Source organism: Mesorhizobium sp. M0618 (assembly GCF_040320765.1).
GTDB lineage: Bacteria > Pseudomonadota > Alphaproteobacteria > Rhizobiales > Rhizobiaceae > Mesorhizobium.
On sequence record NZ_JAMYQH010000005.1, the window covers coordinates 130,179 to 157,068 of the forward strand.

Here is a 26,890-nt window from a genome sequence, read left to right on the forward strand (position 1 = left end):
CGTTGAGAGCGGCCGACGCGGGCCGGATCATTGCCTGTTGAGTGAGGTGTATTTCACCGTTGGCTAAAGTTGCACGTCGGCTCTATATGCCCGATCATGGCATTTGGCAGGGAGGCATCACGTGGCCAATCGTCGAAACGGCACGGCGTCACCGGCTGATGGGCCGGGGGACGCCCTTTCAGCGGCCGCGCTTCATCCGCGAACCTCATTGCCAAATGTGGCGGCCATCGTCACGACAGTGGCGGCACTGTATTTCGGGCGCGAGGTTTTCCTGCCGATCGCGATCGCGCTGCTGCTGACCTTCGCCCTGGCGCCGCTTGTCTCAGCTCTTAAAAAGGTCGGTATCCCCCGAATTGCCGCCGTCATTGCCAGCGTGCTCGGCGCTTTCGCGGCCCTTGGCCTGTTCTCCTTCATCGTCGCCACGCAGGTCAGCGAACTGGCGCAGAACATCCCAGTCTACCAGACCAACATCCTGACCAAGATCCGCTCGCTCAAGGAAACCGGGGTGGGGGGCGGGATCCTTGCCAGACTGAGCAAGGTGGTCGAGCGGGTCGGCCAGGAGATCGACAGGCAGGACCCCTCGCTGCCGGCTGCCACCCCGGAAAAGCCTGCGCGCGAGCCGGTGCCTGTCGAGATCGTCGCCCGAGAAAGGCCGCTCCAGGTCCTGCAGAACATCGTTGGACCGCTGATCAGCCCGCTTGGGTCGGCCGGGCTGATCATCGTCGTCGTCATCTTCATGCTGCTCGAGCGGGAGGATTTGCGCGACCGCTTCATCCGGCTTGTCGGCTATGGCGACCTCCACCGCACCACTGAAGCGCTTCAGGATGCCGCCAAGCGGGTGGGCCGCTATCTGTTGATGCAATTGGTCGTCAACATCGTCTACGCCATACCGATCGCGATCGGGCTCTGGGCCCTCGGTATTCCCAATGCGCTGCTGTGGGGGCTGCTGGCACTGGCGCTGCGTTTCGTTCCCTATATCGGCCCCATCATAGGCATGCTGTTGCCGCTGTTCCTGGCGCTGGCCGTTGCGCCGGGCTGGTCGCTCGTGCTGTGGACGGCCGCCCTGTTCGTGGTGATGGAGCTGATCACCGGCAATGTCATCGAACCCTGGCTCTACGGTTCGCGGACAGGACTGTCGCCGCTGGCGATCATCGTCGCGGCGATTTTCTGGACGTGGCTTTGGGGGCCGCTCGGGCTGATCCTGTCGACACCGCTCACCGTCTGCCTGGTGGTGCTGGGCCGGCACGTGCCGCAGTTTGAATTCCTCGACGTGCTGTTCGGCAACGAGCCCGTGCTCGAACCCCATGCGCGCCTGTACCAGCGGCTGCTGGCCGGCGATCCGGAAGAAGCCACCGATCATGCCGAGGAGATGCTGGAGGAGAAATATCTGGTCGAATTCTATGACAAGGTTGCCATTCCGGCGCTTCTGCTGGGCGAACAGGACCGTGTGCGCGGCGTCATGGGCGATTTGCAAAGGCGGCAGGTGGCGGCCAGTGCCCTGATGCTGGTAGCCAATCTCGACGACAGCGCGCAGGAGGAGGCAGGCGAGGAGGAGGAGCCGCCCGTGGCTGCAGAGGCGAGCGACGATGGCGATCCCAACGGGGAAGACGAGACCGACCTGCCCGATGGCACGGATATGTCCGTGCTTTGCGCCGGTGGGCGTGGCGAGCTCGACGACGCCGCCGCCGCGATGCTGGCGCAGGTGCTGGAGGTTCAGGGCGCGACGGTATCGAAAGCCGGCTTTGCAGATATGGAGCCCGCCAGCATTCGCCGCCTTGAGCTCGAAACCGTCGACACCGTCGTGGTCGGATTCCTGAACCGGGATTCCGTCAAGCACGCCCGTTTCCTGGTTCGCCGGCTGAAGCGCGCGAAGGCCGCACTTCGGGTGGGAATCGTGTTCTGGTCGGAGGCCGCTGCTGAGGACAAGGAGACGGCCGACAAACTGGCCCGTGACATGAACGCGGATTTCGTGGCGCATGGCATGGTCGACGCCGTGCTGGGCGCGCTGTCAAACGAGCCGCCGGTCGCGCTCAAGCTTGTCGCCAAACGGCGCATGCGGCGACAGCGGGCCGCGTCCAAGAAGGTCACGGCGGCAGCGGCGGGTTAGGCCCTGCCTTCGCCTTCTTCGGCAGTGTCGGGGTCGACAAGCCAGGCACGAATTGCGGAAAATAGTTCAGACCGATGTCGATTTCCGGGAGGCCCATTCGTCTTCACGATAGGGAGCCGAAGAATTCACCCAATCAGGAACGATGCGATGACAATCACCATCACGGCATTTAAGCGATCGCCCGATCGCGGCAAGGGACTGGCGCGCGATACGCGCGTTCGCTGGGCGCTCGAAGAAGCAGGGCAGCCTTATGAGGTTCGGTTTGTTTCCTTCGCGGAGATGAAGGCGCCTGGCCATCTGGCACTCCAGCCCTTTGGCCAGATCCCCACCTATGAGGAGGGTTCTCTCTCACTGTTCGAGACCGGCTCGATCATCCTTCATCTTGCCGAGCAGCACGCGGGCCTGCTGCCCGGCGATCGCGATGCCCGCGCGCGTGCGATCACCTGGATGTTTGCCGCACTTAACACAGTCGAGCCGCCGATCCTCGAATTAACGACGGCAAAGATATTCGAAGCTGACAAGCCCTGGAGCGAGGAGCGTTTGCCATTGGTGAAGGATCGTGTTCGCGCCTGTCTCAACAGGCTCTCGGCTCGCCTGAGCGCCGCCGAGTGGCTCGACGATGCATTCAGCGCGGGCGATCTGTTGATGGTATCGGTGCTGCTGCGACTAAGAATGTCGGGCATTTTGGACGAATATCAAAACCTTGCTGCCTATGTGGCGCGCGGTGAAGCTCGGCCCGCTTACATCAGGGCTTTCGCTGCGCAATTTGCGGTCAACGCCCCGAGCACGCTGGACAGGCATGGCGCGCGAACGCTCTGAGATGTTCGCAAAGCCAGGGATGATGCAGCGGATTGTAATTCTTGGAAATGCCGGAAGCGGCAAATGACCCTGGCGCGGCAGATCCCAGACTTTTGCAGGCGGTGAGGAATGCTTGAAATTCGCCCAGCCCAAGAAGCCGACCAGCCGGCGATCGTGCAACTATGGCACCAGGGCTGGCATGATGCCCATGCGCATCTGATTCCGGCCGAAATCCTGGCGTACCGAACGCCCGCGCATTTTTCGCTGTGGCTGGAGCAATCCGCCGATGCATTCCATGTGGCGGCAGCCGATGAATTGCTTGGCTTCGTCTCCATCAACGGAGCGGAGCTGGTGAAACTCTATGTAAGCCCGCAAGCACGGGGAAGCGGGACCGCCCGCGATCTGCTGTTACGCGCCGAGCATCTCTTGTCCGAACAAGGCGTGGCGGAGGCCGAGCTTTTCTGCACGGCGGGAAATCTCCGCGCGCAGAGATTTTATGCCCGCGAAGGGTGGCGCTTGAGCCGCACCTTCGAAGACGCACTTTGGCTGCCGGACGATGTCGCCGGCAGGTTCACCGTGGAAACCCACTGCTATCGGAAGCATCTGGGCTTTCGGTAGCCTTGTCTATTCGGAACGACCTTGGCGAGACCGTCGCGGACGCTGGAGCAGGCACCCCTACCGATCGACCATCGCCATGCCCCGCTCGGTGTAGCGCGGGCCGGAGACTTTTCCCGGCGCAAGCGCTGCGTCGAGCGCGGCCATCTCGGCGGCATCGAGTTTGATGGCGGCGGCGGCGACGTTCTCTTCCAGGTATTTTGTGCGCTTAGTGCCGGGGATCGGCACGATGTCGATGCCAAAGCCGTCGCCCTTCGCCAGCAGCCAGGCCAGCGCGACCTGGCCGGGCTTGACGCCGCGGGCAGCGGCGATGTCGCTCACCTTGGCGGCCGCCTCGACATTGGCGTCGTAGTTTTCGCCCTGGTAGCGCGGGTCGTTGCGGCGATAATCGCCGTCGGGATAGTCTTCCGCGCGCTTGACCTGGCCGGTGAGAAAACCGCGGCCGAGCGGCGAGAACGGCACCAGGCCGATGCCGAGTTCGCCAAGCAGCGGGATGATCTCCGGCTCCAGATTGCGCTCCCACAGCGAATACTCGCTCTGCACGGCCGACACCGGATGCACGGCATGCGCCCGGCGGATGTTGGCCGCACCCGCCTCCGACAGGCCGAAGAAGCGCACCTTGCCTTGCGCGACGAGTTCGCCGACGGCGCCCGCGACATCCTCCATGGGCACCGCGGGGTCGACGCGGTGCTGGTAGAGCAGGTCGATATGGTCGGTTCCGAGGCGGCCGAGCGAGGCTTCCACGACCTCTCGAATGTGTTCGGGCCGGCTGTCGGTTCCGACCTGCTTGCCGTTTTCGATGCGAAAGCCGAATTTGGTGGCGATCGTCACCTGGTCGCGCTTGCCCTTCAGCGCCCGGCCAAGCAGGGCTTCGTTGTCGTAAGGGCCATAGACCTCGGCGGTGTCGAGGAAGGTGCAGCCGAGTTCGATGGCACGGTGCAGCGTGGCGATGGATTCGGCCTCGTCGGCCGGGCCGTAGGACTGGCTCATGCCCATGCAGCCGACGCCGATGGCCGAGACCTGCAGCCCCTGGCTGCCGAGCTTGCGTGTGTTCAGGGTCATGGTGGGGTCTCCAAGGAGGGGATGCGCGACTATAGCAGCCGCATCGACGTTGGCCGATTCAATCGACACTCTATTCGATCAGGATGTGGGCTTCACGCGCGGCCTCGACGAGCGCCGCCCTGGCGACGTCGGGGGCGACATCGCCGCTCGTCGCCCGCCGACAGGCGCGCAGCGCGGACTGATGCTTCGGGCTGCCTGCGTCACGCCAATGTGTGGTGAGCAAATCAATGGCCTGCTGTGTGTTGGACAGATGGTGGATGGAACCGGTGACGCCGACCGAAACCGCCACAGGCTTCGAGAACCATGCCGTTTGCATTGGAACCACCTCGATAGGGCTGAAGCGATAAACGCCTATGGCCGCTCAAAGGTTTCGTCGATGCCAATCAATCCGGCGTGAGAGTTGCCGATACCTCCCAATGGCATTGGGCGACCCCATCTTGTCCGCGCGGCTCACATGTTCGAGGAGACGTCGCGGGTGGACGGTGTTTTGGGTTTGTGGGCGGCACGTTGCCGCGGCGCCTGATGGGCGGGGCGGGGTTTGACTGTGTTCACGACAGTGGGCGCCTGCGCCTTGCGGCGCTTGAGCCAGCTGGCTGACAGTTCGGCAAGGAGACTGCCCAAGCCTTTCACGACGTCCTCCTCTTGTAAGGGTGACAAGGTAATTTTCGTCACCCCAACTTGTTCCGCCGGAAATCATTCCGCGAAAAATAAAGGTTCTTGCCGGCGAAAGCGGCCGGGCATCACCTGCCGATATAGGCGGCCAGTTCGTCCGGCGTCCCATTCGGGAAGGCCTGTTTCAGAAAATCCAGGAACGCCGACACGCGCACGCTGAGCAGCCGCCGGGAGGGGTAGAGCGTCCAAAGAGCGATCTCCGGGCCATCGATGTCCCCCCAATTCACCAGGGTGCCGTCAGCCAAATCGTGGCTCACCAGGGAAATTGGGAGACGTCCAACACCGACGCCGGCCCGCACCGCATCCCGCACCATGATCAGCGTCGACAGAGCAAGGACAGGCTCAACCGCAATCGTCGAGCGGCCACCATGGTCCTTCACGTGCCATGTCTGGCGTTCGCCTGTGCCGCGTGCAACGCCAGGAGCGGCCTGCCCACCGGTCGTACGAGGAAGGTCCGGGCTCGCCACAACGACCAGGCGGTCGCGGAGAAACGCCCGTCCGACCAGGCTTTCGTCGAGTTTCGGATTGACCCGGATCACCAGGTCGTAACCTTCCTCGATCATGTCGACAGCCCTGTCCTCCGTCGTGACCTCAAGCCTCACCTCGGGATGCTTGAGGGTAAATCCCGCGGCGATCCTTCCCATCGCGGTTTGAGAAAAATGCAGAGGTGCGCTGATCCGCAGTCTGCCCTTGGGTCTTTGGCCGCCCGAGGCGATCTCGGCGGCCGTCTCGTCCAGCTCGGCGAGCAAGGTCCCCGTCCGCTCGAAGAGTGCTCGCCCTTCCTCGGTGAGCTTCAGGTTGCGCGCACCCCGTTCAAACAGGCGCAGGTCAAGGCTGCTCTCCAAGTCTCCAACCCGCCGGGACAGCGTTGCCTTGGGCCGGCCGGTGGCCCTTGCCGCTTTGCCGAAACCCCCATGGCGGGCAACGAGGTTGAAATCGGTCAGGGCCAGAAGATCCATAAGTGTTCCACCAGTGAGACGGTACGTCTAAAATTTCGGCCTGTTTGACTGTTTGTGAGCCACACATATTGGGCCTGTCAAGCAACCCAACAGGAGAAATTCCATGACCATCCTTGTTACCGGCGCCACAGGCAATGTTGGCCGCCAAGTCGTCGAGCACCTCGTCAAGCGCGGCGCCGATGTCCGTGCTCTCGTCCGCGATCCGTCGAAAGCCAGCTTCCCGGCGGGCGTATCGGTCGCGCAAGGCGACTTTCTCGATGTCGATTCGCTGCGCAAAGCCATGTCCGGCGTTTCCACCCTGTTCCTCTTGAACGCCGTGGTGCCGGACGAATTCACCCAGGCTTTGGTCGCGCTGAACGTCGCCCGATCGGCGGGCATCGAGCGGATCGTCTATCTCTCGGTGATCCATGCGGACGTCTATGTGAACGTGCCGCATTTCGCCGGCAAATTCGGCGTCGAGCGAATGATCGAGCAGATGGGCTTCCAGGCTACGATCCTGCGCCCGGCCTACTTCATCCAGAACGACCTGATGATCGAAGACGTCATCACCGGCTACGGCACCTACACAATGCCGATCGGCACCAAGGGGCTCGCCATGATCGACGTGCGTGATATCGCCGAAATCGCCGCTCTCGAGCTGCTGCGTCGGGAACGATCCGCAGAGCCGCTTGCGCTGGAGCGGATCAATCTCGTCGGTCCGCAGACACTGACCGGGACGGATATCGCGGCCATCTGGTCCGACGTGCTGGCACGCCCGATCAGCTACGGCGGCGACGATACCGAAGGTTTCGAGCAGAATCTCAAGCAGTTCCTGCCTGCCTGGATGGCGTACGACATGCGCTTGATGGGCGAGCGGTTCCTGACCGACGGCATGCTGCCCGACGCCGGCGACGTCGAGCGCCTGACCGCGCTTCTGGGCCGCCCGCTGCGTCCCTATCGGGACTTCGCCTCACAAATCGCCGGCTCCGCCTGACGGAACAGCTCTCATCATCACCAGGGTACAGAAACAGCAGGGCGGCCTTTTGAGGAGGCCCCCTGACTGGCACGGGACAAATGCGCGTTCAGCCGGAACTGCCCTACTGCAGGGTTGCCGGACCAGGCCTGTCGAGTTGGGCGATCACGTGCTCGCCACCGTCGCCACCGAGCCCATCCACGAACAGACCAGCTACGCCGTCGAAATTGGTGAGCCCGTCGAATTCAATTGCGGCGCCAATCAACTGGGCTGCCTGGAAGACAAGGTATTCGACGTCCTCGAGGGCGACGTTTTCGGCCAGATTCCTGACCCTTACATGCTCCGCCACCGCCGTGATGCTGACGATGCCGGTCTTCCTGAAGGCGATCTGGACCGCTGAACGGACGTCATCGCGCAGTCGCGCCGAGTAATTATACCGCATCGAAACCTCCCGAAGGGAACGGTTTTCTGTTCAGATCGCACAATGCGGCAAAGACTTCGCCTTGGCAAGTCACGAATTAAATAATACCCAAATAAATCAACCAGTTAGCATAGTTATGCAAGTGTGCGCCTTACGCCGAATACCCGTCAGGCTCATCATGAGCACGAGAAGCGGTTCACACATCGCGAGGTCTTGACGCGCTAGGAGCGGTTTCCTAATTATGAGGTAAATGAGTTGAATGCTCATTCGACGTAAACGTGGTCCAGAGCGAGGGAAGCGCGATGACTGAACTGGAACGCCCGGAACGGTTGCAGATCATGCTGACGTCAGACGAACTGGCGGCGCTGGAAAACTGGCGCTTCGACAAGCGCATGCCGAGCCGTTCGGCCGCCGTCAGGGAATTGCTGCGGCGCGGTCTTGCCGCGGATGGCTTCCTGACGGCGGAGCAAGGGGCGAAGTCGCAAGACTTCGGCATCCTGCCAACCGCCGACGGCAATGGCATTTCCGACGGCGGCAAGGAGTAGAGCGGTTCACCGCGCGTGAGCCGCTCTGGTCCCCGCAACGGTCGGCGGTCGCCGCGCGGCGCCGGCCAGCGTAGCGGACGATAACTCTCGATTCAGAGGATGTTGGTCGTCACTTCGACGACGATCGCGGCACCTTCCAGGCTGCCATTGGTGACGTGCACGACGCGCGATACCCGCAGATCCTGCGTGGTTCCGTCGATCGATAGCGCAACGCTTTCCCCAATCCGGGGAACCGCCTGGAAAACGGCGTCCGTGGCCTCCGGCCGGTTGTCGATCGATATGCGGCAATTGACGGTCATCAGATGTCTCCTGTGTCGGCCCGGTGGTCAACGCGGGGTCCGCGAAATGGTTTCAGGAGGCCGGATGCAACTTAACGGCGCCCGGATCCGTAACGCAGTAATTGCTCCATTGTTCATCGTAACGGAGCAACAGGGCTCGCCGGGGAGGGCGTTGGGGCTGCCCCGGCGAGCTTGATCGCTTTGCCCGGGGGCGCTGCCTCACCGAGGTATGGAGACGAGTTTCGGGGCCCGCAATTCACCGGCCATCCTTGCCGCCTGGAAAATTGTCATCAAAACCAGGATGGGCTCACCCTCGGTCGGGTTGATGGTCAGGACGATGCGGCCAAGCTCGTCGCTCATGCCGCAAGACCAGTCCTTGACGGCTATCACCTTTCTCGCGGCCATATGCCGTTCTCCTGCACGGGAGGTTCTCTGCGGGCTACGCCGTCTGGAGTTGGTCGACAGCACCCGACATTGCAACCAGCCGAAATGCGGCAAATGCGGCCAATATCATGAAAACCGCCGTGATGTTCAGGGACATCGCCGATGCAAGGACGCCCCCGTCAAAGCAACTCAGTTCCATGTCGCTCCACCCCTTCGATCCACTGTCGGCCAGGATGATGGTCCTGCTTCGAGCGAAATACAACCGCGCGCTAATACGATGAAGCCGGCTGGCCAGCCCTGCACGCAGCTTCGAACCAGCCGAACGCTGGTTGCTTGCTGGTTCCCGCTCATGGGCTCGAACCACGATTCACGCCTTCAAAGGGCGCTGTCCTACCATTAGACGAAGCGGGAAAATGCAAGTTGCCCCCACCCCTAGCCGGTTCCCGCGCCGGGATCAACGCAATGCGGCGGCAAAGCCGACTGGAGGCGCGGTATCAGTCCGGAAAGTTGGTGACAGGTTCCTCGCAGCGGTAGACGGGGCAGCTGCCGTCACGGGTCGGGACATAGGCCGACATCGGCACCTCCGGCCAGTCGCATTCGTTGCCGAACTGCCTGACATAGCGGTCATAGGTGTTGGGGCCGGTGGTCAGCACCACGGCATGGTGACTTTGGAGCAGTCGCCGAAGTTGGTCGCAACTCATCGTGCGGGTATCGGGCCTGGCTTCGGCGAGGCCGGTCGCGGCCAGCAGGATCGCTGCCGTCATCAAGGCAATTCGGCGCATCGGCATAGCTGTTCCCTCGAATGGATGTATTGGCCGAAACTCGCATCCCGGCGGGTGGTTCCGCAACCGCCGGGTGGCCGTCTGTAGCGGCGCAACCAAATGGTCCGTCGTGCATTGCTGGGGATGGATGGCAGGAAGCCCTACGAAACCCCGCAATGGCGTCCCGGAAACGGGGATCGCGAGGCCATGTGCTGTTCTTTCTGCGGCGGGCGCGACCACAGCTATGAGGACTGTCCGCAAAGGGATGCCGACGCCGATCCAGCACCGAATGCCCCTGACCCTCCCAAGCCGGACTGATCGGCACCGGTGTGCCGCACCGGCGATATTCGCTGCGCCCCACCGGCATTCGCACATCTGCCTGAGGTCCTCGACGCCGTCCGGCTACATCCTGACCTTGCCGGTGTTACCGATTTCCGGGCGGCTGTCGCTGACCGTTGCCGCCAGCATCTTCACATAGCTGACCACGGTGCCGGGACTGTCCCAATACTGGGCACCTTTCGGCGTCACTTTAAGCACGCGGATCGAAGGGTCATCGGCACTGTCCCACCAGGCCTTGGCCGGGGTCGACCACAACTCCCTGATCTTGGCGCGGTCGTTCGAAACCGCCGCCAGACCGCTGACGGAAACATATTTCTGGCCGCCTGAATCGGCGAAGGCGAGACCGACATTGGGCTCGGCTTCGATCTCGTCGTCCTTATGGCTGTCGACATCGGTGAGGAAGTAGATTGCGTTTTCGTCGCGCACCACATGCGCCGCCATGGGTCGCGAGCGGATGTCATCGCCTTCGCGGGTGGCCAGCATACAGAAACCGATCCTGTCCATCAGCTTCCAGACCCGGTCGAGATCGCCGTCGCTCATCGTGTGCCTCCTTATTGAGCCATCCATGGGGGTGTCGGGTGCAACTCGCGCAAGCGCGCAAGGTTCCAGTGCAAGGTCCAGTCATGAACTGCCCGGACTGTTCCTGGGAGGAATGTTGGGAGGCGATTGCAACCAAAACCCACCGCGGCGCATTGGTGGCCATGCGCGCAATCCGCGCATGAGGGAGAAGGGGTCGACAGTGACAGATTTGGCGGGCTTTGATGCCTTGATCGCCATTACCGCCGATGCGCGGCTGGCGGCGATTGTCGATTCGTCCTTCGACGCCATCGTCAGTAAGGATCTGAACAGCATCATCACCAGTTGGAACGCGGCGGCGCAACGCATGTTCGGCTACACCACCGAAGAGGCCGTCGGCCGGTCCGTGCTCATGCTCATCCCCGATCATCTCAAGGATGAAGAGACCGACATCATCAGCCGGGTCCGCAAAGGCGAACTGCTGGCAAGCTATGAGACGGTCCGCCGACGCAAGGACGGCGGCCTCATCGCCGTGTCGCTGACCATTTCGCCGATCAGGAACGCGTCCGGCGAGATCATCGGCGCCTCGAAGATCGCCCGCGACATCACCGCCAGCAAGGAGAGCGAGCGCCGGATCAGGCTTTTGCTCCGCGAGGTGAACCATCGCGTCAAGAACCAGTTCGCGGTGATCCTCTCGATGATCCGGGAGACCAGCAAACGCTCGACCGATCCGCGTGAATTCGAGGAGTTGATCCGTTCCCGCATCATGGCGCTGTCGCGGTCGCACGATCTGCTGGTGAACTCGGAATGGGCCGGCGCCAGCCTCTTCGACCTCGCCCAGGAGCAGCTCAAGCCGTTCGGTCACGAGGCGCGGGTATCGCTGTCCGGACCGCTTTTGACCCTGCAGCCGAACGCCGTGCAAAATCTCGGCATGGCATTTCATGAGCTCGGCACCAACTCTTCAAAATATGGCGCGCTGGCGAGCGAGGCCGGGCGGCTCGAGATCACCTGGCGGATCGTCGAAGGCGTTTCGGACAAGCGGGAAATCCATCTGGTTTGGGACGAGACGATGCCGGTGCGTGAAGGAGAGCGGCCTGGGGGGCGGCAAGACGAAAGCACGCGCAAGGGTTTCGGCACTGTCGTCCTGCAACGGGTCGCGCCGCAATCGCTGAACGGCTTGGCGGTGCTGGATCGCAGCCCGGGCCATCTCAAATGGTCCCTGACGGCGCCCCTGGACTCGATCATCGTTCCGGAGCTCGGCGCCGACCTGCCCGAAACCGAGCCTTCCTGAGCCCTTGAGGTCTGGTTCCATCAACCTCCCTTTGGCAGATGCGTTTTCAAAAGCGGCCGCATCCTTGCCGCACCTGGCGGTGGATTCAGGAACCGTGACCCGGTGGCCGCGTTGTGGCGTCACGCTTTCGGAGGGGACATCATGGAACAACTCGTGGAGGAATTCGGCCATTCCACCTACACCTCGTTTCCGGTCATCGCGGCGCGGCTGTTGCTGGCGACGCTCTATGGCGCGGTCATCGGTTTCGAACGCGAATGGCGCAATCGCCCGGCCGGACTTCGCACGCATATTCTCGTCTGCGTCGCCGCCGCCACCTTCGGCATCCTGACGGTGGAGATCGTGCACGCGCCGATGTTCGCGGGGGAATCGGTCAAGGTCGATCCGATCCGGGTGGTCGAGGCGGTGACCGCCGGCGTCGCCTTCCTTGCCGCCGGCTCGATCATGTTTTCGCGCGGCGAGGTGCATGGGCTGACGACCGGCGCCGGCATGTGGCTGGCGGGCGCGATCGGCGTCGCCTGCGGACTGGGTCTTTGGCAAGTGGCCGGGTTCGGCACGCTGATCGTGCTGGTCGTTGCCGGCTTTCTGCGCCGGTTCGAACGCGGACCCGGCCTTGCCGCCGGTGATGAAGGCAGTCAGGCAAAGGCGGAGAAGGAGGGGGCTTCGGCCCGATCAAAGGAAGGGCGAAGGTAATTCCGATCGCCGGGAAATGCCGTGACTGGTTTCACCGAAGAAGCCGGCCAGCAGATCGGCCGTGCGCGCCGGATTCTCCTCGGGAAAGAAGTGCCCGCCCGGCATCGCCTGGCCACGCACATCGTCGGCCCAGCCGCGCCACAGCGCCAGCGGCCCGCCTTCGCCGGCATACCAATCCGCCAAGGCGCCCTGACCGCTCCATAGCGCCAGCAGCGGGCAGCGGATGCGCCGGCCGGCTGCCTTGTCGGCATGGTCGTGCTCGCGGTCGAGCGTGGCTGCCGCCCGATATTCCTCGCAGATGGCATGGGCGTGGGCAGGCGCGCGCAAGGCCTCGATATAGGCCTGACGCACTTCGGCTGGAAACGCCGATGGCGGCGAGCCCCAGCCGTTGAGCGCATTGTCGACGATCGCCTCGGCGGCGCCGGACAGGATCTTTTCCGGCAACGGCTCTGGCTGCGCCAGCAGCGACCATGGCCAATAGCCCAGCGCCAGCCTGGCGTCGGCCCGGTCCCAGGCATCGGCGGTCGGCACGATGTCGAGAACGGCGAGCCTGTCGATGCTGTCGGGATGGTCGAGCGCCATGCGGTAGGCGACACGCCCGCCGCGATCATGACCGGCGACCATGAAGCTGCTGAAACCCAGCTTCTCCATCAGCCTCCTCATATCGGCGGCCATGGCACGCTTGGCATAGGGTGCGTGGTCCGGAGTGGACGTCGGACAGGAACTGCGGCCATAGCCGCGCAGGTCGGCGCAGACGACGCTGAACCGGCTGGCCAGAGCGGGGGCGATGTCGCGCCACATCAGATGCGTTTGCGGAAAGCCGTGCAGCAACAGCAGCGGTGGGCCGCCGCCGGCACGCAGGCAGTATATGCCGGCATCGCCAATGTCGATTTCCGTGCTTTGAAAACCTTCGAACATGACCGCCTCCGGCACGCGCAACGGCCGGCAAACGGGTTTGGTTGCAATGCCGCCCGGCGAGGCGGCCAACCTTTTTCTTCGACAGGCGTTGTCCCTGTGAAGGGAAGGTCGCCGCGGGCGGCCGTGAAAGAAAAGAAGGAGGCAGTGATGAGAACTCTCGCCATCATGCCACTAGGCCTCATGCTGGCGCTGGCAGTGCCGGCCGCGGCCCAGCAGCAGAACGACAGCCAGGCGCTGCAGGCCGACAAATGCAGGGCTCAGACCGAGCAAGGGGCAAAACAGCAGCCTGAACAGCAGGCCGATGACGGCAATTTGACCGCGAAGCTCAACGACTGCGGCGGCGTGCTGAAACCACCCCCGACGGGCGACCAGGGCATGGCGGCGCCCGCTCTCGACGAAGGCAAGACGCCGGTGATCAAGCCTGGTGAAGTGCCGCCCCAGCCGCCGAAACAATAAACGCCGGCTCGTTGGTATTATCGCGCAAGCTAATGGAACCTCGTTATCTTGAGAGCGTTTTTCTCACGACTTGAAATTTGGAGAGATTATGGTGAGAGATATTGCAGCCACTGCCACGTTGCTTGCCTCGATAGCGATCGTGATTGCCTTGATTCTGCTGGCGCCAAAGAGTTTTGGCTTCGAAACCTCTCACCCGATCGTACAGGGCGAGCTTCCGGCGGAATAATCGGATCGATTATTCGGATACGGAGTGATCAGGACCGATTTGCACGAAGCAGGCGAGGCACGATGCCCCGCCTGCCTTCTATTGAAACCGCTATCGCACCAAAACGCCGGAGTGGCTGCAGAGCGCTGCGAACGCTTCCTGTGCCTCGGCAGCACCTATCTTGGTTTCCAGCGCGGCTTCGACCTTCTCGCGCGCCGCCTGGTAGAACGGCCCGCGCTTGGCCTGCGGCCAGTCGATCAGGATTTCGCTGGCATCCTTGAGCGTGGCGACGTCGCGGATCGTATCCGACCCATGCGGCTTGATCCGCATCGGTGTGGGCAAAATGAGATCAGGCATGGCCCCTGTTCCAACTACTGGAGGAGTTTTGCTTCGCGCGCGGCGTCGATCATCGCCCGCATCGCTTTTTCCGCCGGCGTCCAGCCATCCAGCGCATCGCGGCAACTGCGCAACGCCGCCCGGTAGCGCCGTCCCTGGCCAGCCGGCCAGTCGCCGAGGCATTCCAGGCCTTCCCAGGCGCTGCGGATGATGCGCTCGCGCTCCGGCGCGAATTTCAACCTGATGGGGCGGGGAAACATCTTGTCGTTCAACGGTCGTCTCCATGATTGCCGCAAGTCGCTGGACGGCATGCGTGAGAGGCATCCGGTAACGTCGGCGGCAGGGCAGGGTTCCCTTTCCCGGAGATCAAATCTCAGCGTCGATGTCCGACAGCGATCTCGGCGTCGGCGCTTCGGCGTTGTGCGCCGCTGGGCGGTCATGCTCGAACTGTTCGGTCCCGGGCAGAGGGTGCAGCCAGGTCTCGCGCCTGGAGGTCCACAGTTCATATTCGGGCACGAGATCGGTCGGCGCGATGTCGAGGCTGCCGATCGCCACCTCGGCCTCGTTGTCGTCGACCCAGGCGACGCGGCCGCCGCAGGTCGGGCAAAAGCTGCGCGTGCCATAGGAGCTGACGAGGCCGGTGGTCTCGAAGGCCTCGCGCGGCCAGATGGCAAAGGCCGAATAGACCGAACCGCCGGCCTTCCGGCAATCCTTGCAGTGGCACAGGCCGACGCGCAACGGCGGGCCGTGAACCTCGAACTGCACGCCGCCGCATAGGCAGCTGCCGGTCCTGCGTATGGTGTCGGACATGACAACCTCCCTCAATGCGTGCGCTGCGGGCCGGATGGGACAGATGCTCGTCTGCCGTTTCGTTGGCCAGGATGAGAAACCGGGAAAAAGACATCCTGTTCACCGTACCACCAGGCCCGGTTGACACGGCCCGCAGCATCTTCAACGCCGTCCAGGCGAAATGGTTTCGGGCCTAAAGCGCGCCGCGCCCGAACGAGTTCAGACGACCCGCTTCATGCATGTCGTTCTCCCAAAACCGAGATCCACTTTTGGGCGACATGCGCTAGCCGCGGGCCGCCATATGGGCGTCGAGCTTCTTGCGCGAGGGTCCGTAGCGCTTGATGATGGTCTGTGCCTCGCTTGGCGGAATGCCGTATTTGCGGGCAAAGGCGGCAACCTCGTAGGGCTCTTCACTCGAGACCTGCTTGCGGTCCTGCTTCGTCTTCGACTTGTCGTCAGCCATCTCAGGCCTCGCTTTCTGTTGTCGGGACGCGCAGCCTTCGGCGCCCGCGATCAACACGACATAACACAGATTGGCGCCGCCGGTTCCACCAGACGACACGGCCTGGGCTGCGATAGGCATGTATCAGGCCGATGGCCGCATGGGGTCGGCGTCGGCAGTGTGGTCGCCGTCACATTCGGAGCATGCCGCGCTGAGGCCGGGGCAGCCGCGCCGGTGCGTACCGGCAGGGCAGCAATGGCCGTTGGAACTCGTCCAGCGCGGACACTGGAAGACCTGGCCAGCGCCGCCGCAGCCGCTGCATTCCAGCGTCGCCGACCGCACGCTATGAGATATCGCCCCAAACCTGACGCTTGTACGCAAATTTCAGCCCACCCAAAATCGCTGCGCCGGCACGCCGGTGCATTAGCCCCGACTAACGATAGCACTTCCGTGATTACCAACAAGTTTCAATCGCGGGCGGCGCCGGAAGCCGTTCGGGCCTCTCGAGAAAAATTGGCCTGATGTGTCGGACCTGGCGTCCGTCGCGCGTCCTAGGAGCGAGCAACCTGCAAAGCTGGAGAACGAGCATGTCGTCGCAAATCACTCAATCGCCGTGGCAGACCGCGGCCCTTCTCATCGCCCGGCTGATCTTCGCCGGCGTCTTCCTGATGGCCGTGACCTTCAAATTCATGGGCATGGCGGCGACCGCCGGCTATATCGCCGCCGCCGGCTTTCCGTTTCCGTTGTTCCTGGCCTGGTGCGCTGCGATCCTGGAAGTCGCGCTGGTGCTGTGCTTCCTGACCGGCGCCTTCTTCTCGCAGGCGGCCCTTGTCGCCGCCGCCTATGTGCTGTTCCTCGCCCTGGCCTTCCACGGACCCAGCCACTGGGCCGGCAACCAGGCCGAGTTCGGCTTCTTCGTCGACCATTTTTCGTTCCTGGCCGGACTGCTGTTTGCGGCCGTGCATGGACCGGGCAAGGTGCTTTCGCTCAATTTGGGATGGCCGGGCAGGGCTTGAGGCGAGACACCCCCTCACAGCTGGTCGTTGTAGGGTTCCTTTATCTTGCCGACCATGCGGGCCAGCTTCGAAAAAGACGGCATCTCCGCCTCCGGCTGGCACTGGTTGGCGAGTTCCAGCAGCCGGATCGGAAAGTTGACGGCGTCGCGGCTGGACGCGGACATGCCTTCGGACCGCTCCTGGTTGGTTTCGCCTGCCTCGGTCTTGCGCAAGGCCAGGTCGATTTCCTCCGCCGTCAGCACCCCCTTTTGAACCAGGAGGCGGTTGATCGAGGCGACGGCCATCAACAGGCCTTCGAGTTGCAGGTTGGCGACATTCATGGCGATTGCTCCCGTGACTGGGGTTGAAACGCGCGAGCGGCATTTCCGCTCCAGAAAGGCTGCGGGCGAACGCCTATTCCTGCGTCAGCCGTTCGCCATATTCGCGCCACAGCGCCTTGACCTCCAGGCTGCCGAGGCTGCCGATCGAAACATCCCCACAGCTGATGGCGACGGCGCCGATGTCGTATTGGGGGTAGGCGTTGGCGACGAAACGGATGGCTTCGCCCCGCGAACGCACGCGGATGACCGGATCCGCCTGACCCTGGCCGGTGCTGCGCACGCCGGAAACCATGGCTGGTGCATGCCGCATCCTGAACACGGATGCCATGGCTGGTCTGTCCATCGTCCTCTCCCACAAGGCCGTGCGACGGGAATCATTCCATGAGCTTCGACGAATGATTTCACACCTGCCGGCTTGTGACCAGCCGCCGGCAAAAGCAGGGTTTTACGCGCTTTGCCAGCGTCGGTCAGGCCGGAATTGCGATCGATCTAGGAATTTTTTCTCAGAAAACGGTTGACGGGGTGAGTGCAGCTATGCTACATTTTTGTCCATGGTGCTGAGTTGCGCCGACGACCCGCCCCCGAGGCGGTTTTTTTGTTTCTGCCCCTTCGTTACGATCAAGGCTCCGGTCAGGCAAGCTTCGAGACGATGACGGCCAGCGATGCCAATCTGCCTTCGCTCAGGCTGCGGATGTGGTTCCGGACTAGGAATTTTTTCTCAGAAAACGGTTGACGGGGTGAGTGCAGCTATGCTACATTTTTATCCATGGTGCTGAGTTGCGCCAACGACCCGCCACCGAGGCGGGTTTTTTGTTTCTGGACCTTGGCGGGCCAGCGCCCCCTCTGTCCTGCCGGACATCTCCCCCACACGGGCGGAGATCGGACATCACGCTGGATTTCGCCAAACACCAATGTTGCAAGGGCGCGGCGCAGAAACTGCCGATCTTCCCCCTCGTGGGGGAGATGTCCGGCAGGACAGGGGGGCGCCAAGGAATGCCATCCTTCGCCCGATGACTCATTTCGCAATCTGAGAGACACCCATGATCCGCTACGCCACCATCATCACCGATGCTGACGGCCAGGAAATCGTCAGCGCCATTGGCCAGTTCGAGGGCGCCGCACCGCAGCCTCGTCTGGGGCGTGTCGAGCAGGTCTCGCCCAGCGTAAAGATCGGCATGGTGCGGGACGAGGCCGGCGGGTTCGGGTTCCCGCAGGCCAGCATTGCCGGGCCCCTTGTCGGTCTCGTCATGGCGCGGCTCAAGGCACAGACGACAAAGCCTGCCCATGCCGCGAAGCCTGCCGGTGCGGCAAGGCCGAAGCGCGCCCTGAGAGCCAAGAAGCGAACCAGGAAGAACGCCCGCTCGAAGAAACCGGCTAGCCGGGCCAGATCGATGCCGAAGGCCGGCATTTCCGCGGCCGATGCCAACGCCGTGGGTGGTGACGTCCATGACTGAAAAGACAGCCGCCAGGCCGACGCGCCGCAAGCCGGCGAGACGCAGGTCCGCCGCCAAACCGGCCGCGATACAGAAGCCGCGCCGCAAGCGCGCCAAGAAAACACTGGGCGACGATTTCCTGGCCGCCGTGCGCGCCGATTTCCGCACACATGGCGCCGGCGTCATCGCCGAGGTGCGGGCCGACAAGCCGGACCAGTATCTGAAGATCGTGCTGTCGGTGCTGCCCAAGGATTTCGATGCCAAGATCAACCAAATGGACGGCCTGAGCGATGACGAGATCCGCAGCCGCATCCGCGCCCTCGAGGCCGTCGTCAGGCCGTTCCTCGAAGAGCCCGGTGATGTCCGTGAAGATGGAATATCTGGCGCTGCTGGCGGAGCTTGACCGCCGGCGTCGCGCTAATCTTCTTGCCGCTTACAAACCATATGAACGCCAGGCGGAATTCCACGCTGCAGGCGCGCAGTACCGCGAACGGCTGTTCATGGCCGGCAACCAGCTCGGCAAGACCAGGGCAGGGGGCGCCGAATGGGCCATGCACCTGACCGGCCGCTATCCCCAGTGGTGGCAAGGCAAGGTGTTTGACTCGGCCGTCAGGCTGTGGGCGGCCGGCGTCACCGGCGAAGGCACGCGTGACAATCCGCAGCGCGTGCTGGTCGGCCCGCCGCAGCAGCAGGCGGCCTGGGGCACCGGCATGATCCCGGCCGACGCCATTGTGCAGACCTTCATGGGCCGCGGCGCACCGGGCGCGCTGGACAGCGTCGTGGTGCGCTGGGGCGGCGGCGGCGACGTGCAGGCCGATGAATCGGTGCTGTCGTTCAAGAGCTTCGAGAAGGGCCGCGAGAAATGGCAGGGCGAGACTTTGCACGGCGTCTGGTTCGACGAGGAACCGCCGCTCGACATCTATTCCGAAGGCCTGACCCGCACCAATGCGACGGGCGGCATCACCATCGTGACGTTCACGCCGCTGCTTGGGATGTCGGATGTGGTGCTGTTGTTTCTTTCGGCGGCGCAAGTGGAGGGCATGGCCAAAGGCAGCGGATGAAGACGTTCAAGGGTATTTGCTGCCCGCAAGCTGTCTGGCGCGGGCCTTGGGATCGGTTGCTTTCCGGGTTAGCGGTTGGCACCATATTCTTTCATCACCCGTAATCTGGTTGTACCAGACATTGCATACTTTGTTTGGTGTGTCCGGGATACAAACTTCGCGTTGGAACCCTGAAGAATTGGCGTACATCTTGCAGGTTTTCTTGCTCGTATCATACGGAACGTTCGATTGGCATGCCGACGCGGTCGCGGCAATGGCCACAACGATTGCTATGCGGATCATGTATCTCCCCCAATTGGCCAGCAGCTTTGCATTGATAAACAGTATTATCAATGGCGGTTACTCGTTCCAGCAAATAATTTAGGCAGACTGATATGTCTCGACACGTCACCTTCATGACCATCGACGATGCCGCGCACTACACGCCGCAGGAGCGCGCCGCGATCGTCGCCGCCTATCCAGCGCATGAGCGCGAGGCGCGGGCGCGCGGCATTCCGGTGCTGGGCTCCGGCCGCATCTTTCCGGTGGCCGAGGCGCTGATCGCCTGCGAGCCGTTCCGGCTGCCGCGCTACTGGCCCAGGCTCGGCGCGCTCGATTTCGGCTGGGACCATCCTTCGGCCGCGGTCGAGCTGGCCTGGGATACGGAGGCCGATATCGTCTATGTCACCAAGGCCGCCCGCGCTTCGCAACAGACGCCGGCGATGCAGACGCTGACGCTCAAACCATGGGGCGAATGGCTGCCCTTCGCCTGGCCGCGCGACGGCCGCCGCGAAACGCTGGAAGGGGCGGGCGTGGCGCTTGCCCGGCAATATTCCGCGCACGGGCTGAACATGCTGACCCGCCACGCGCAATTCCCCGACGGTTCGGTCTCGGTCGAAGCCGGGCTGATGGAGATGCTCGACCGCATGCAGAGCGGCCGCTTCAAGGTGTTTGCCACGCTCGCCGACTGGTTTGAGGAATTTAGGTTGTTCCATCGCAAGGACGGCCAGGTTGTGAAGCTGCGGGATGATTTGATGGCAGCGACACGCTATGGCGTGATGATGCTGCGCGAGGCGGTGGTGGACCCGGCGGAGTTCAGGGCGGTGAGACGGCCAGCGGGGCAGAGCGACCCGCTGGGGGCGTTTCGGTAGGGGCAAGGCTCCCCACACTTCGTCATTCTCGGGCTTGACCCGAGAATCCATGCCGTGATGGTCGCCGGGGAACGCGGCACGTCAGAATCCTGCGCCGTAGCAGCGCTCCAAGGTCACGGCATGGATCCTATGGTCTGCGCCGCGTCGCTCCGCTCCTTGCTCCGCCATAGGATGACGAAGAGACAGGGCGCGCCGGCCCTGCGCCTGTAGTCCGCAACACCGAATTACGGTGAATTACGGTGACAGTGCACTTTTATCGGTTGCACCATGTGACCGCAGCGAACCTCCGGACTGAAGCACCGGCACCGTAATTCTAGCTTATCGGCTAAACTTGGCAGCCAAAGCCACCAGAAAAAAGAGAGTCGAGACGGCGAGTGCCGCTCCCACGACAGCAAAAAGGCAAAGTATAAGTAAAGCACTGCGAAGGTGGTAACGCCAACCAGGCGTCGGAAAGTCAGAACGTCTGAGCTTCGGAGAACGAGCCCTGTTTTTGATCGAATGGAGCCTGTTCTCCACGCGGACAAAAGTTCACGAACGCAGTAGAGTGTGGCCGAGGCGAGGACAATGAAGACGATACCGCTAGCCACTGTGTCGCTTAGTATCTTTGTGTCTGAAATCACTGGCGTTATCTGAACTGCTTGGTGCTGGAGTTTCATGGAAGATAAGCGCTGTATGCGGGGATGTCAGCAACGAGTCGAGAGCGGGATTGCAAATAGACCCTATCCTGTCTGAACGGCACAAAATCATTCGGCTGCGTGGACGAGAACCTGTCTGTAAGCGAATACGATGACAGTGTACTCTTACCCGTCACACCACCGCAATTCGTATTGACGCCGCAAGCTACTCCACGATCTTCCAATAAGAATCCTTGCGGATCACCTTGCCGTCGCGAAACGTGTAGAAGTCGCAGCCTCGAACTTCCTTTTTCACACCCTCGCGGGTGGTGCCGGTGAGGGTCCATTTCGACATGCCGGTCTCGGCAGCCTCGTCGGCAAAGTGCTCAGCCTTGCCGTAGTGGACATCGGGCAAGCCTTCGAAGCGTGTCGCCAGCGCGTCCCGTACGTTGCGCTTGCCCTCGCAACGGGTTCCCCAGGGCTCGGCTCCCCTCGGCATCTCCAGGACGCAGTCGTCGGCGAAGAACGCCATGATGCGATCGAGATCGTGCGCGTTGACGGCATCGCATAGCTGCGTCAGTGTCGCTCGAATGTCCATTCGCCCGTCTCCTGGGTAGCCGTCGATGCCCGAAGTAGGTCACTGGCGACGGGGACGGTCAAGTGCGCAGGCCGCCGAGACGCCGCCCGGAAGCGAGAACTGCATTCTATTGCTCAGGCCTGCTCATGCCCCTTCGCATCATACCCGCGACGCTGCGCGACCTGTCCTACATCGCAGCCAATTTGCGCCCTGAGGACCGGGCCGAGATCGACTGCCAGCTCGACCATTGGTCGCCGGCGCTGCTGGCGCTGACAGCGCTGCAGGACTTTGCCTATGTCGCCGAGCTGGACGGCAATCCGGAGGCCGGCTTTGGCGCTGCCGAACAGCGCGGCGGCCTGTGGATCGCCTGGAGCTGGGGCACGCGCCGCATGAAGCGCTGCGTGCCTGGGATCACCGGGTTCTTTCACGCCGTGCTTGGGCCTCAGGTCGCGGCGCGGGACGCCTGGCGGGTCGAGGCGCGGGCGCTGGCCGCCAATGAACTGGCGCTGCGCTGGCTCGGTCGGCTCGGCGCGACGCAACGCTGCCTGTTGCCGGGTTACGGCCGCAACGGCGAAGACTTTTTCCTCTACGACTGGACAAGAACCTCTAATCTTGGAGAAGGCTGGAACCATGTGTCTGTTTCAAAAACCACCGGAACTGAAGCCGTTGCCGCCAACGCCGACGGCGCAGGACAAGGACGTGCAGGCGCGCGAGGCGGCATTGCGGGCTGAACTCGAACAGCGGAACGGCACCGCCGGCACCATCAAGACCGACCTCGCGCCAGGCAGCCTCACCGGCCAGCGCCGCGTGCTGCTGGGGCTATGACCATGACCGCGATGAAGCGCAGTTTCAGGAAGCGCGTGTGGGACTGGTGGGTGTGGCGACGGCATGCAAGGGTGATGAAAAGGCGGGGGTGATTAGCCGATCTCCCCCCTTGCGGGGGAGATGCCCGGCAGGGCAGAGGGGGGTGTGAAGGATCGCTACCCTTCCGCATATCTCACGCCCAGCCGAAGGCGCTTTGTGTTTGGCCGATAGGCCGAGGGACAGCACCCCCCCTCTGTCCTGCCGGACATCTCCCCCGCAAGGGGGGAGATGGGCAGCTTCAGCCCCTCACGCCTTCTTCGCAAAAGCCCAGACCATCAGCGGGTATTCCTCGTCATTGCCCAAATCCCGCCACAGGCCGTAGGCGCGGACGGGGCCGCCGATATGGGCCCTGGCGCAGGCCTTGTTGCCCCAGCCGTGGACCTTGACGTTGGCTTCCGCGAAGCCGCCCTCGACCATAAGCTGCTTGAGGCCGGCGGGGGTCCATCTGTTGTAGTCGTGCGGCCTGGCGTGAACGCGAAACAGGAAAGGTGTCGCCACCATCGCCCAGCCGCCGGGCCTCGTCATGGCGTGGATGTTTTCCACCGCCGCGTGCGGCCGGCGCACATGTTCCAGCACCTGATCGGCGATGACGATGGAATATTGCTCGTCGGTGCGATCCCTGCAGATGTCGAAGGCCGGAAAATCGACCGAGCGGTAATTGGGGCACATCGCCCGCCAGTAGCGGTTCCAGCCGGGCGAGATCTCGATCACGTCGGAAGCCTTGCGGTTGCCGGCTTCGAGAAAGAGCGTGAACGCCTCGATCTGGCGGATGCGTAGCCAGTTGCGGGAATCGTAACCGATGAGCCGTTTCACGGCGCGTTTGCTTTGGCTTTTCAGGGCGGCAAGGCTTGTCGTCACATCGACCTCCTCCAAAACCCGCCGCGAGCAAGTTCGTAGCATCGCCAAGTGGGCAAAAGATGACAAGGGAAGGCTGGCGCGAGGCACCCCCCTCTGTCCTGCCGGACATCTCCCCTGCAAGGGGGGAGATTGGATGTGCTGCCGCTTTCGCCAATTGCCGACGTTGCAGGAAACGCGCCGTCGGCAAAACTGCCGATCTCCCCCCATGCGGGGGAGATGGCCGGCAGGCCAGAGGGGGGTGCTGTCCCTCCGCATCTCCAATCAATCGGCAGCTCCGCCGCGCCAAACAAGTGAGAACATCATGACCGATTCCCGCGCCCGCAATATCCTGTCCCGCCAGTCCGAGCTCGAGAGCGAGCGCAGTCAGTATGAGGCTGTGTGGGAGCAGGTGGCGGAGTTCTGCGACCCCGATGCGCCCGATATCTGGAGCGGCCGCCGAACCGGCAGCCAGGACTCGCAGGCCGAGCGGCAGGAGCGGCGCGGCGCCCGCGTCTACGCCAACACCATCAACTCGGCCGCCAACCGGCTGGCCGCCGGGCTGGAAAGCCTGATCATCCCGCAGTCGGAAAAATGGCACGGGCTGTCGACGGCGGCCATGAACGACGAGGAGACCGACGAGGAAAAGGAATGGGCGGAGGCCTTGCGCGATTTCCTGTTTGCGCTGCGCTACTCCGCCAATTCGAATTTCGTGCCGGCGACGCAGGCCTGCCTGCGCAATGTCGTGCGCTATGGCCCGGCCTATCTCTATGCCGAGGAAGGGTTCGGCGCGACGCTGATTCGCTATGCCTCGATCCCGGTGGTCGAGGGCTATCTCAGCCGCAACCGCTGGGGCCAAGTCGACATTTTCCACCGCCGCTACGAGCGCACGGCGCGGCAGGCCGCACAGCTGCTCGGCTATGAAAAACTGCCGGCGCAGATCAAGGTTCTGGTCGACGATCCGGCCAAATGCGAGACGAAGATCTCGCTGATCCAGTGCATTGAGCCGCGCGACGAGCGCAAGATGTACCGGCTCGGCGGCCAATACCAATATCTCGACACGGCCTTCGCCTCCTACCACGTCATCGAGGACGAGGAGGAGATCGTGCGGGAAAGCGGTTTTCGCACCTTTCCGGTGTCGACCTTCAACTGGCGCCGTTACGAAGGCGACCCCTATGGCATTTCGCCTGCTATCGAGGCGCTGACGACCGTGCGCGAGGAAAATGCCGTACGCCGCTCGGGGCTTCGTGCGTTGCAGCAGATCACCGATCCGGCGACCGCCTCGAAGGCCCGGCTCGACTATGTGCCGGTGCTCAATCCGGGCGAGAATTATCCGGGCCTGATCGACGACAATGGCAGGCCGCTGATCGCGCCGATCTCGACCGGGCAGAACCCGACCTATGCCTTCAATTACGCGCAGAGCCGCGCCGACGAGATCCGCGACATGATGTTCGTCAACCTGTTCCAGACGCTGGTGCAGAACCCGCAGATGACGGCGACCGAGGCGCTGATCCGCCAAGAGGAAAAGGGCGCGCTGCTGGGGCCGTCCGGCTCGATCATCCAGGCCGGCTTTGCCAGCAATCTCGATCGCGAGCTCGGCATTCTGGAGGACAAGGGGCTCTATGACGAAGACAGCCGCTTCGTGCCGCCGGAAAGCCTGGCCGGCAAGGCGGTGCGGCCGACCTTCACCGGCCCGCTCGACGTGCTGCGCCGCTCGGCCGAGGCACGCGACACCATCCAGGTGGTGACGACGGCCATGCAGATGGCGCAGTTCGATCCAGGCGTGATGGACAACATCGACAGCGACGAGGCGATCAAGATCGTGCAGAGCGCCGGCCGCAGCCCGCAGCGCATCTTCCGCCGCAAGGAGGAGGTCGACGGCCTTCGCGACGCCCGCGCCAAGGCAAGCCAGGCGCAGGCCGGCATGGCGGCGATCGCCACCGCCGGCAAGGCCGCCAAGGATGCGGTGCCGGCAGCGGTGCAGGCGCGCGACAGCGGCCTGCTCGACGGGTTGCAAGACATGCTGGGCGGCGCCCAAGATGCGCAAAGTGGTCAAAGCGGGCAGCCTGTCGGCCCGGCGGGCGGCGTCGCATGAGCCGGAAACGCTTTGCCCATGCCGGGCAGGCCGGCAGCCCTGCCAGGGCGCGCGACGCGCTGGCCAAGGCCTATCTCCGAGTGTTTTCCGGCGAGGACGGCGAGATGGTGCTCGCCGACCTCGCGGCGACGACCGGCTATTACCGGCGTCCGTCCTATGGCGAGTGGATGGCGCGGACACGGACGCCCAACGGGTTCGAACTGCACAGCGCCTTGAGCAATGCGCGCGCCGAGGTGGTGCAGCACATTATGGGGTTTCTGACGCTCGATGACGCGCAGCTGGTGGCGCTGGAGAAGGCGGCACGGGCGGAGGGGTAAAAGCTGCCGATCTTCCCCCCTGTGGGGGAGATGCCCGGCAGGGCAGAGGGGGGCGCGGTCCCGCCGACCTTGCCGCGTTCATCGCACGACAATCAAATCACAAGCGGCCGCTCAAGCTTGGCCGTAGGTGGCAAGGGCATGGGCATGTTCAAAGTTCGGCGACGACAGAGGTAGGCGCTCTACGGCGCGCCCCTCTGTCCTGCCGGACATCTCCCCCACGAGGGGGGAGATTGGCTGTTTCGGCACCGGCGCCTCAGGTCGGCTGACCCACGAGGCAGCACCGCTGCTCCGGAGCGACAGGTATGGAACAGATTTCCAAGCCTTGTTGCTGAAGATGAGATGCACTCTCTTCAAAATCTTCGCGGCATACCAAAAAGATTAGACAACCTTTTGCACAAGACCGTTTTCCGATTCGAATGGGATGAATTTTATGCGTCGCACCCCCAGCCAACTCGTCAGCAGGTGCTGGACTACGTGACTTATATCGACAAGAAATATGGGCATCTGTTCAACCCCCCCCCAATAGGTGAGTGATGCAATACTTTAAAATACGGCCGAACGTCGCTGGCGGGATCGGCGAAAACACCGTTCTCGACTCGAGCGTCCATCCACCAATCGTGACCAAGCTTCACTATGAGGTAGAGGGCTGGTTCGGCGATGTGATCGTTGCGACATTCCCCTGTTTCCTCGTCACTGAAGAAACCCAGCGCGCACTGCAGAAGATGGGCTTTTCAGGTGCGACGTTCGCCGACGCCGAGGTGACTACCTCCGAAGAGTGTCAAGAGGATCAACCCGGGCTGGAGCTACCACCTTTCGTCTGGCTGAAGGTAAATGGGAAGGCCGGCCGCGACGATTTCGGGATCGCAATACCCTTCCGCCTCGTCATCTCGAAACGCATTCTCGATTTGCTGGAATCATTGGGAATACCGTTTGCGGTGGTCGAGCCTTACGAACAGTAACGGATTACGCTTTTTGAATTGCGATGACAGTTCATTGTTGTCGGCTGCACCCATGTGATTGCAGTGAACCTTCAGACTGAGAACTGGAAATAGTGCACTGTCACCGTAATTCGGAGAAAAGCTAAATTCAGCAG

General features: G+C 63.0%; 36 protein-coding genes and 1 tRNA gene. 19 read left to right on the forward strand and 18 right to left on the reverse strand.

All coding sequences use genetic code 11. The annotated features are described in order from the left end of the window. The first annotated feature begins 121 nt into the window (after positions 1-121). The 3 genes from NKJ04_RS07895 to NKJ04_RS07905 all read left to right on the forward strand — a co-directional run bounded on the left by NKJ04_RS07895 (position 122) and on the right by NKJ04_RS07905 (position 3,523). The gene (locus tag NKJ04_RS07895; protein WP_352441252.1) at positions 122-2,107 is read left to right on the forward strand and encodes an AI-2E family transporter; all 1,986 of its coding nucleotides are present in this window, start codon (positions 122-124) and stop codon (positions 2,105-2,107) included. A gap of 147 nt (positions 2,108-2,254) precedes the next feature. After that, complete coding sequence (locus tag NKJ04_RS07900; protein ID WP_352441251.1) at positions 2,255-2,926, forward strand: glutathione S-transferase family protein; 672 nt, start codon at positions 2,255-2,257, stop codon at positions 2,924-2,926. A 108-nt stretch (positions 2,927-3,034) separates the two neighbouring features. Next, positions 3,035-3,523 (forward strand): GNAT family N-acetyltransferase, encoded by a 489-nt coding sequence (locus NKJ04_RS07905; protein WP_352441250.1) that lies wholly within the window; start codon positions 3,035-3,037, stop codon positions 3,521-3,523. Between the two features lie 57 nt (positions 3,524-3,580). Here NKJ04_RS07905 and NKJ04_RS07910 read toward each other — a convergent pair whose 3' ends face one another. The 3 genes from NKJ04_RS07910 to NKJ04_RS07920 form a co-directional block, all read right to left on the reverse strand. Next, on the reverse strand, positions 3,581-4,582 hold the full coding sequence (locus NKJ04_RS07910) for an aldo/keto reductase (protein WP_352441249.1): 1,002 nt from the start codon (positions 4,580-4,582) through the stop codon (positions 3,581-3,583). A gap of 70 nt (positions 4,583-4,652) precedes the next feature. Beyond that, positions 4,653-4,898 carry a DUF982 domain-containing protein gene (locus tag NKJ04_RS07915; protein WP_023813833.1) on the reverse strand — a complete coding sequence of 82 codons (246 nt, stop codon included), beginning with the start codon at positions 4,896-4,898 and terminating at the stop codon, positions 4,653-4,655. 424 nt (positions 4,899-5,322) lie between these two features. Continuing rightward, complete coding sequence (locus tag NKJ04_RS07920) at positions 5,323-6,213, reverse strand: LysR family transcriptional regulator (RefSeq protein ID WP_352441248.1); 891 nt, start codon at positions 6,211-6,213, stop codon at positions 5,323-5,325. Positions 6,214-6,316: 103 nt separating this feature from the next. On the opposite strand from NKJ04_RS07920, the gene NKJ04_RS07925 reads away from it, so the two are divergent. Continuing rightward, the gene (locus tag NKJ04_RS07925) at positions 6,317-7,186 is read left to right on the forward strand and encodes an NmrA/HSCARG family protein (protein WP_352674228.1); all 870 of its coding nucleotides are present in this window, start codon (positions 6,317-6,319) and stop codon (positions 7,184-7,186) included. A gap of 103 nt (positions 7,187-7,289) precedes the next feature. Here the strand turns inward: NKJ04_RS07925 and NKJ04_RS07930 are convergent, their stop codons facing one another. Beyond that, positions 7,290-7,607: a hypothetical protein gene (locus NKJ04_RS07930; protein WP_023813830.1), complete on the reverse strand. Its 318-nt coding sequence runs from the start codon at positions 7,605-7,607 to the stop codon at positions 7,290-7,292. Positions 7,608-7,888: 281 nt separating this feature from the next. Between NKJ04_RS07930 and NKJ04_RS07935 the strand changes: the two genes are divergently transcribed. After that, positions 7,889-8,131, forward strand: a complete 243-nt coding sequence (locus NKJ04_RS07935) for a hypothetical protein (RefSeq protein ID WP_023813828.1) — start codon at positions 7,889-7,891, stop codon at positions 8,129-8,131. A gap of 92 nt (positions 8,132-8,223) precedes the next feature. On the opposite strand, the gene NKJ04_RS07940 is transcribed toward NKJ04_RS07935, so the two are convergent. The 5 genes from NKJ04_RS07940 to NKJ04_RS07960 form a co-directional block, all read right to left on the reverse strand. After that, positions 8,224-8,430: a hypothetical protein gene (locus NKJ04_RS07940; protein ID WP_013530768.1), complete on the reverse strand. Its 207-nt coding sequence runs from the start codon at positions 8,428-8,430 to the stop codon at positions 8,224-8,226. A 198-nt stretch (positions 8,431-8,628) separates the two neighbouring features. Further along, positions 8,629-8,814: a hypothetical protein gene (locus NKJ04_RS07945; protein ID WP_127297322.1), complete on the reverse strand. Its 186-nt coding sequence runs from the start codon at positions 8,812-8,814 to the stop codon at positions 8,629-8,631. Between the two features lie 316 nt (positions 8,815-9,130). Next, positions 9,131-9,204: transfer RNA gene (locus tag NKJ04_RS07950), tRNA-Gln, on the reverse strand. Positions 9,205-9,287: 83 nt separating this feature from the next. Further along, complete coding sequence (locus NKJ04_RS07955) at positions 9,288-9,581, reverse strand: hypothetical protein (RefSeq protein WP_127297320.1); 294 nt, start codon at positions 9,579-9,581, stop codon at positions 9,288-9,290. Between the two features lie 375 nt (positions 9,582-9,956). Continuing rightward, positions 9,957-10,433 (reverse strand): pyridoxamine 5'-phosphate oxidase family protein, encoded by a 477-nt coding sequence (locus NKJ04_RS07960; protein WP_352674230.1) that lies wholly within the window; start codon positions 10,431-10,433, stop codon positions 9,957-9,959. Between the two features lie 199 nt (positions 10,434-10,632). On the opposite strand from NKJ04_RS07960, the gene NKJ04_RS07965 reads away from it, so the two are divergent. Together NKJ04_RS07965 and NKJ04_RS07970 are read left to right on the forward strand one after the other, a co-directional pair. After that, positions 10,633-11,700 (forward strand): sensor histidine kinase, encoded by a 1,068-nt coding sequence (locus NKJ04_RS07965; RefSeq protein ID WP_352611202.1) that lies wholly within the window; start codon positions 10,633-10,635, stop codon positions 11,698-11,700. Positions 11,701-11,841: 141 nt separating this feature from the next. Continuing rightward, positions 11,842-12,390: an MgtC/SapB family protein gene (locus tag NKJ04_RS07970; protein WP_127297318.1), complete on the forward strand. Its 549-nt coding sequence runs from the start codon at positions 11,842-11,844 to the stop codon at positions 12,388-12,390. On the opposite strand, the gene NKJ04_RS07975 is transcribed toward NKJ04_RS07970, so the two are convergent. Next, positions 12,370-13,308 (reverse strand): alpha/beta fold hydrolase, encoded by a 939-nt coding sequence (locus NKJ04_RS07975; protein WP_352674232.1) that lies wholly within the window; start codon positions 13,306-13,308, stop codon positions 12,370-12,372. The two genes, NKJ04_RS07970 and NKJ04_RS07975, sit on opposite strands and share 21 nt — an antisense overlap. 147 nt (positions 13,309-13,455) lie before the next feature. On the opposite strand from NKJ04_RS07975, the gene NKJ04_RS07980 reads away from it, so the two are divergent. Further along, positions 13,456-13,764, forward strand: a complete 309-nt coding sequence (locus NKJ04_RS07980) for a hypothetical protein (protein ID WP_352674234.1) — start codon at positions 13,456-13,458, stop codon at positions 13,762-13,764. Between the two features lie 88 nt (positions 13,765-13,852). Then, a complete protein-coding gene (locus NKJ04_RS07985) occupies positions 13,853-13,990 on the forward strand; it encodes a hypothetical protein (RefSeq protein WP_352674235.1) in 138 nt (45 codons plus the stop codon). Between the two features lie 90 nt (positions 13,991-14,080). On the opposite strand, the gene NKJ04_RS07990 is transcribed toward NKJ04_RS07985, so the two are convergent. The 4 genes from NKJ04_RS07990 to NKJ04_RS08005 form a co-directional block, all read right to left on the reverse strand. Beyond that, a complete protein-coding gene (locus NKJ04_RS07990; RefSeq protein ID WP_023813819.1) occupies positions 14,081-14,326 on the reverse strand; it encodes a DUF982 domain-containing protein in 246 nt (81 codons plus the stop codon). A 14-nt stretch (positions 14,327-14,340) separates the two neighbouring features. After that, a complete protein-coding gene (locus NKJ04_RS07995; RefSeq protein WP_023813818.1) occupies positions 14,341-14,577 on the reverse strand; it encodes a DUF982 domain-containing protein in 237 nt (78 codons plus the stop codon). A gap of 94 nt (positions 14,578-14,671) precedes the next feature. Further along, entirely contained in the window at positions 14,672-15,115 is a 444-nt protein-coding gene (locus NKJ04_RS08000; RefSeq protein WP_352611206.1) for a GFA family protein, read from the reverse strand. 262 nt (positions 15,116-15,377) lie between these two features. Continuing rightward, positions 15,378-15,557 carry a DUF3606 domain-containing protein gene (locus NKJ04_RS08005; protein ID WP_023813816.1) on the reverse strand — a complete coding sequence of 60 codons (180 nt, stop codon included), beginning with the start codon at positions 15,555-15,557 and terminating at the stop codon, positions 15,378-15,380. Between the two features lie 566 nt (positions 15,558-16,123). On the opposite strand from NKJ04_RS08005, the gene NKJ04_RS08010 reads away from it, so the two are divergent. Then, entirely contained in the window at positions 16,124-16,552 is a 429-nt protein-coding gene (locus NKJ04_RS08010; protein WP_352441241.1) for a DoxX family protein, read from the forward strand. A gap of 14 nt (positions 16,553-16,566) precedes the next feature. Here NKJ04_RS08010 and NKJ04_RS08015 read toward each other — a convergent pair whose 3' ends face one another. Both NKJ04_RS08015 and NKJ04_RS08020 read right to left on the reverse strand, forming a co-directional pair. Next, positions 16,567-16,872, reverse strand: a complete 306-nt coding sequence (locus tag NKJ04_RS08015; RefSeq protein WP_023813813.1) for a hypothetical protein — start codon at positions 16,870-16,872, stop codon at positions 16,567-16,569. Positions 16,873-16,945: 73 nt separating this feature from the next. Further along, a complete protein-coding gene (locus NKJ04_RS08020; RefSeq protein ID WP_352674238.1) occupies positions 16,946-17,215 on the reverse strand; it encodes a hypothetical protein in 270 nt (89 codons plus the stop codon). 697 nt (positions 17,216-17,912) lie between these two features. On the opposite strand from NKJ04_RS08020, the gene NKJ04_RS08025 reads away from it, so the two are divergent. The 4 genes from NKJ04_RS08025 (at position 17,913) to NKJ04_RS08040 (ending at position 20,496) form a co-directional block, all read left to right on the forward strand. Continuing rightward, positions 17,913-18,326, forward strand: a complete 414-nt coding sequence (locus tag NKJ04_RS08025; protein WP_352674240.1) for a hypothetical protein — start codon at positions 17,913-17,915, stop codon at positions 18,324-18,326. Further along, positions 18,319-18,708 (forward strand): hypothetical protein, encoded by a 390-nt coding sequence (locus tag NKJ04_RS08030; RefSeq protein ID WP_352674241.1) that lies wholly within the window; start codon positions 18,319-18,321, stop codon positions 18,706-18,708. Before NKJ04_RS08025 ends, NKJ04_RS08030 begins: the two co-directional genes overlap by 8 nt. Continuing rightward, entirely contained in the window at positions 18,665-19,366 is a 702-nt protein-coding gene (locus tag NKJ04_RS08035) for a terminase large subunit domain-containing protein (protein WP_352674243.1), read from the forward strand. The genes NKJ04_RS08030 and NKJ04_RS08035 overlap by 44 nt, the downstream gene beginning before the upstream one ends. Before the next feature lie 374 nt (positions 19,367-19,740). Further along, a complete protein-coding gene (locus tag NKJ04_RS08040; protein ID WP_352674245.1) occupies positions 19,741-20,496 on the forward strand; it encodes a phage terminase large subunit family protein in 756 nt (251 codons plus the stop codon). Positions 20,497-21,336: 840 nt separating this feature from the next. On the opposite strand, the gene NKJ04_RS08045 is transcribed toward NKJ04_RS08040, so the two are convergent. Then, positions 21,337-21,708 (reverse strand): nuclear transport factor 2 family protein, encoded by a 372-nt coding sequence (locus tag NKJ04_RS08045; protein ID WP_352674247.1) that lies wholly within the window; start codon positions 21,706-21,708, stop codon positions 21,337-21,339. 125 nt (positions 21,709-21,833) lie between these two features. On the opposite strand from NKJ04_RS08045, the gene NKJ04_RS08050 reads away from it, so the two are divergent. Both NKJ04_RS08050 and NKJ04_RS08055 read left to right on the forward strand, forming a co-directional pair. After that, positions 21,834-22,418: a hypothetical protein gene (locus tag NKJ04_RS08050; protein WP_352611222.1), complete on the forward strand. Its 585-nt coding sequence runs from the start codon at positions 21,834-21,836 to the stop codon at positions 22,416-22,418. Beyond that, positions 22,387-22,512 carry a hypothetical protein gene (locus NKJ04_RS08055; protein ID WP_281035567.1) on the forward strand — a complete coding sequence of 42 codons (126 nt, stop codon included), beginning with the start codon at positions 22,387-22,389 and terminating at the stop codon, positions 22,510-22,512. The genes NKJ04_RS08050 and NKJ04_RS08055 overlap by 32 nt, the downstream gene beginning before the upstream one ends. A gap of 285 nt (positions 22,513-22,797) precedes the next feature. On the opposite strand, the gene NKJ04_RS08060 is transcribed toward NKJ04_RS08055, so the two are convergent. Beyond that, a complete protein-coding gene (locus tag NKJ04_RS08060; RefSeq protein WP_352674249.1) occupies positions 22,798-23,409 on the reverse strand; it encodes a class I SAM-dependent methyltransferase in 612 nt (203 codons plus the stop codon). Between the two features lie 301 nt (positions 23,410-23,710). Here NKJ04_RS08060 and NKJ04_RS08065 point away from each other — a divergent pair, with 301 nt between their 5' ends. From NKJ04_RS08065 to NKJ04_RS08075, 3 genes are all read left to right on the forward strand, one after another. Beyond that, on the forward strand, positions 23,711-25,480 hold the full coding sequence (locus NKJ04_RS08065; RefSeq protein ID WP_352674251.1) for a portal protein: 1,770 nt from the start codon (positions 23,711-23,713) through the stop codon (positions 25,478-25,480). Next, positions 25,477-25,797, forward strand: coding sequence for a Bbp19 family protein (locus NKJ04_RS08070; RefSeq protein WP_352674253.1), 321 nt, complete (start codon positions 25,477-25,479; stop codon positions 25,795-25,797). Before NKJ04_RS08065 ends, NKJ04_RS08070 begins: the two co-directional genes overlap by 4 nt. Before the next feature lie 533 nt (positions 25,798-26,330). Continuing rightward, entirely contained in the window at positions 26,331-26,756 is a 426-nt protein-coding gene (locus NKJ04_RS08075; protein WP_352674255.1) for a hypothetical protein, read from the forward strand. Positions 26,757-26,890 lie beyond the last annotated feature (134 nt).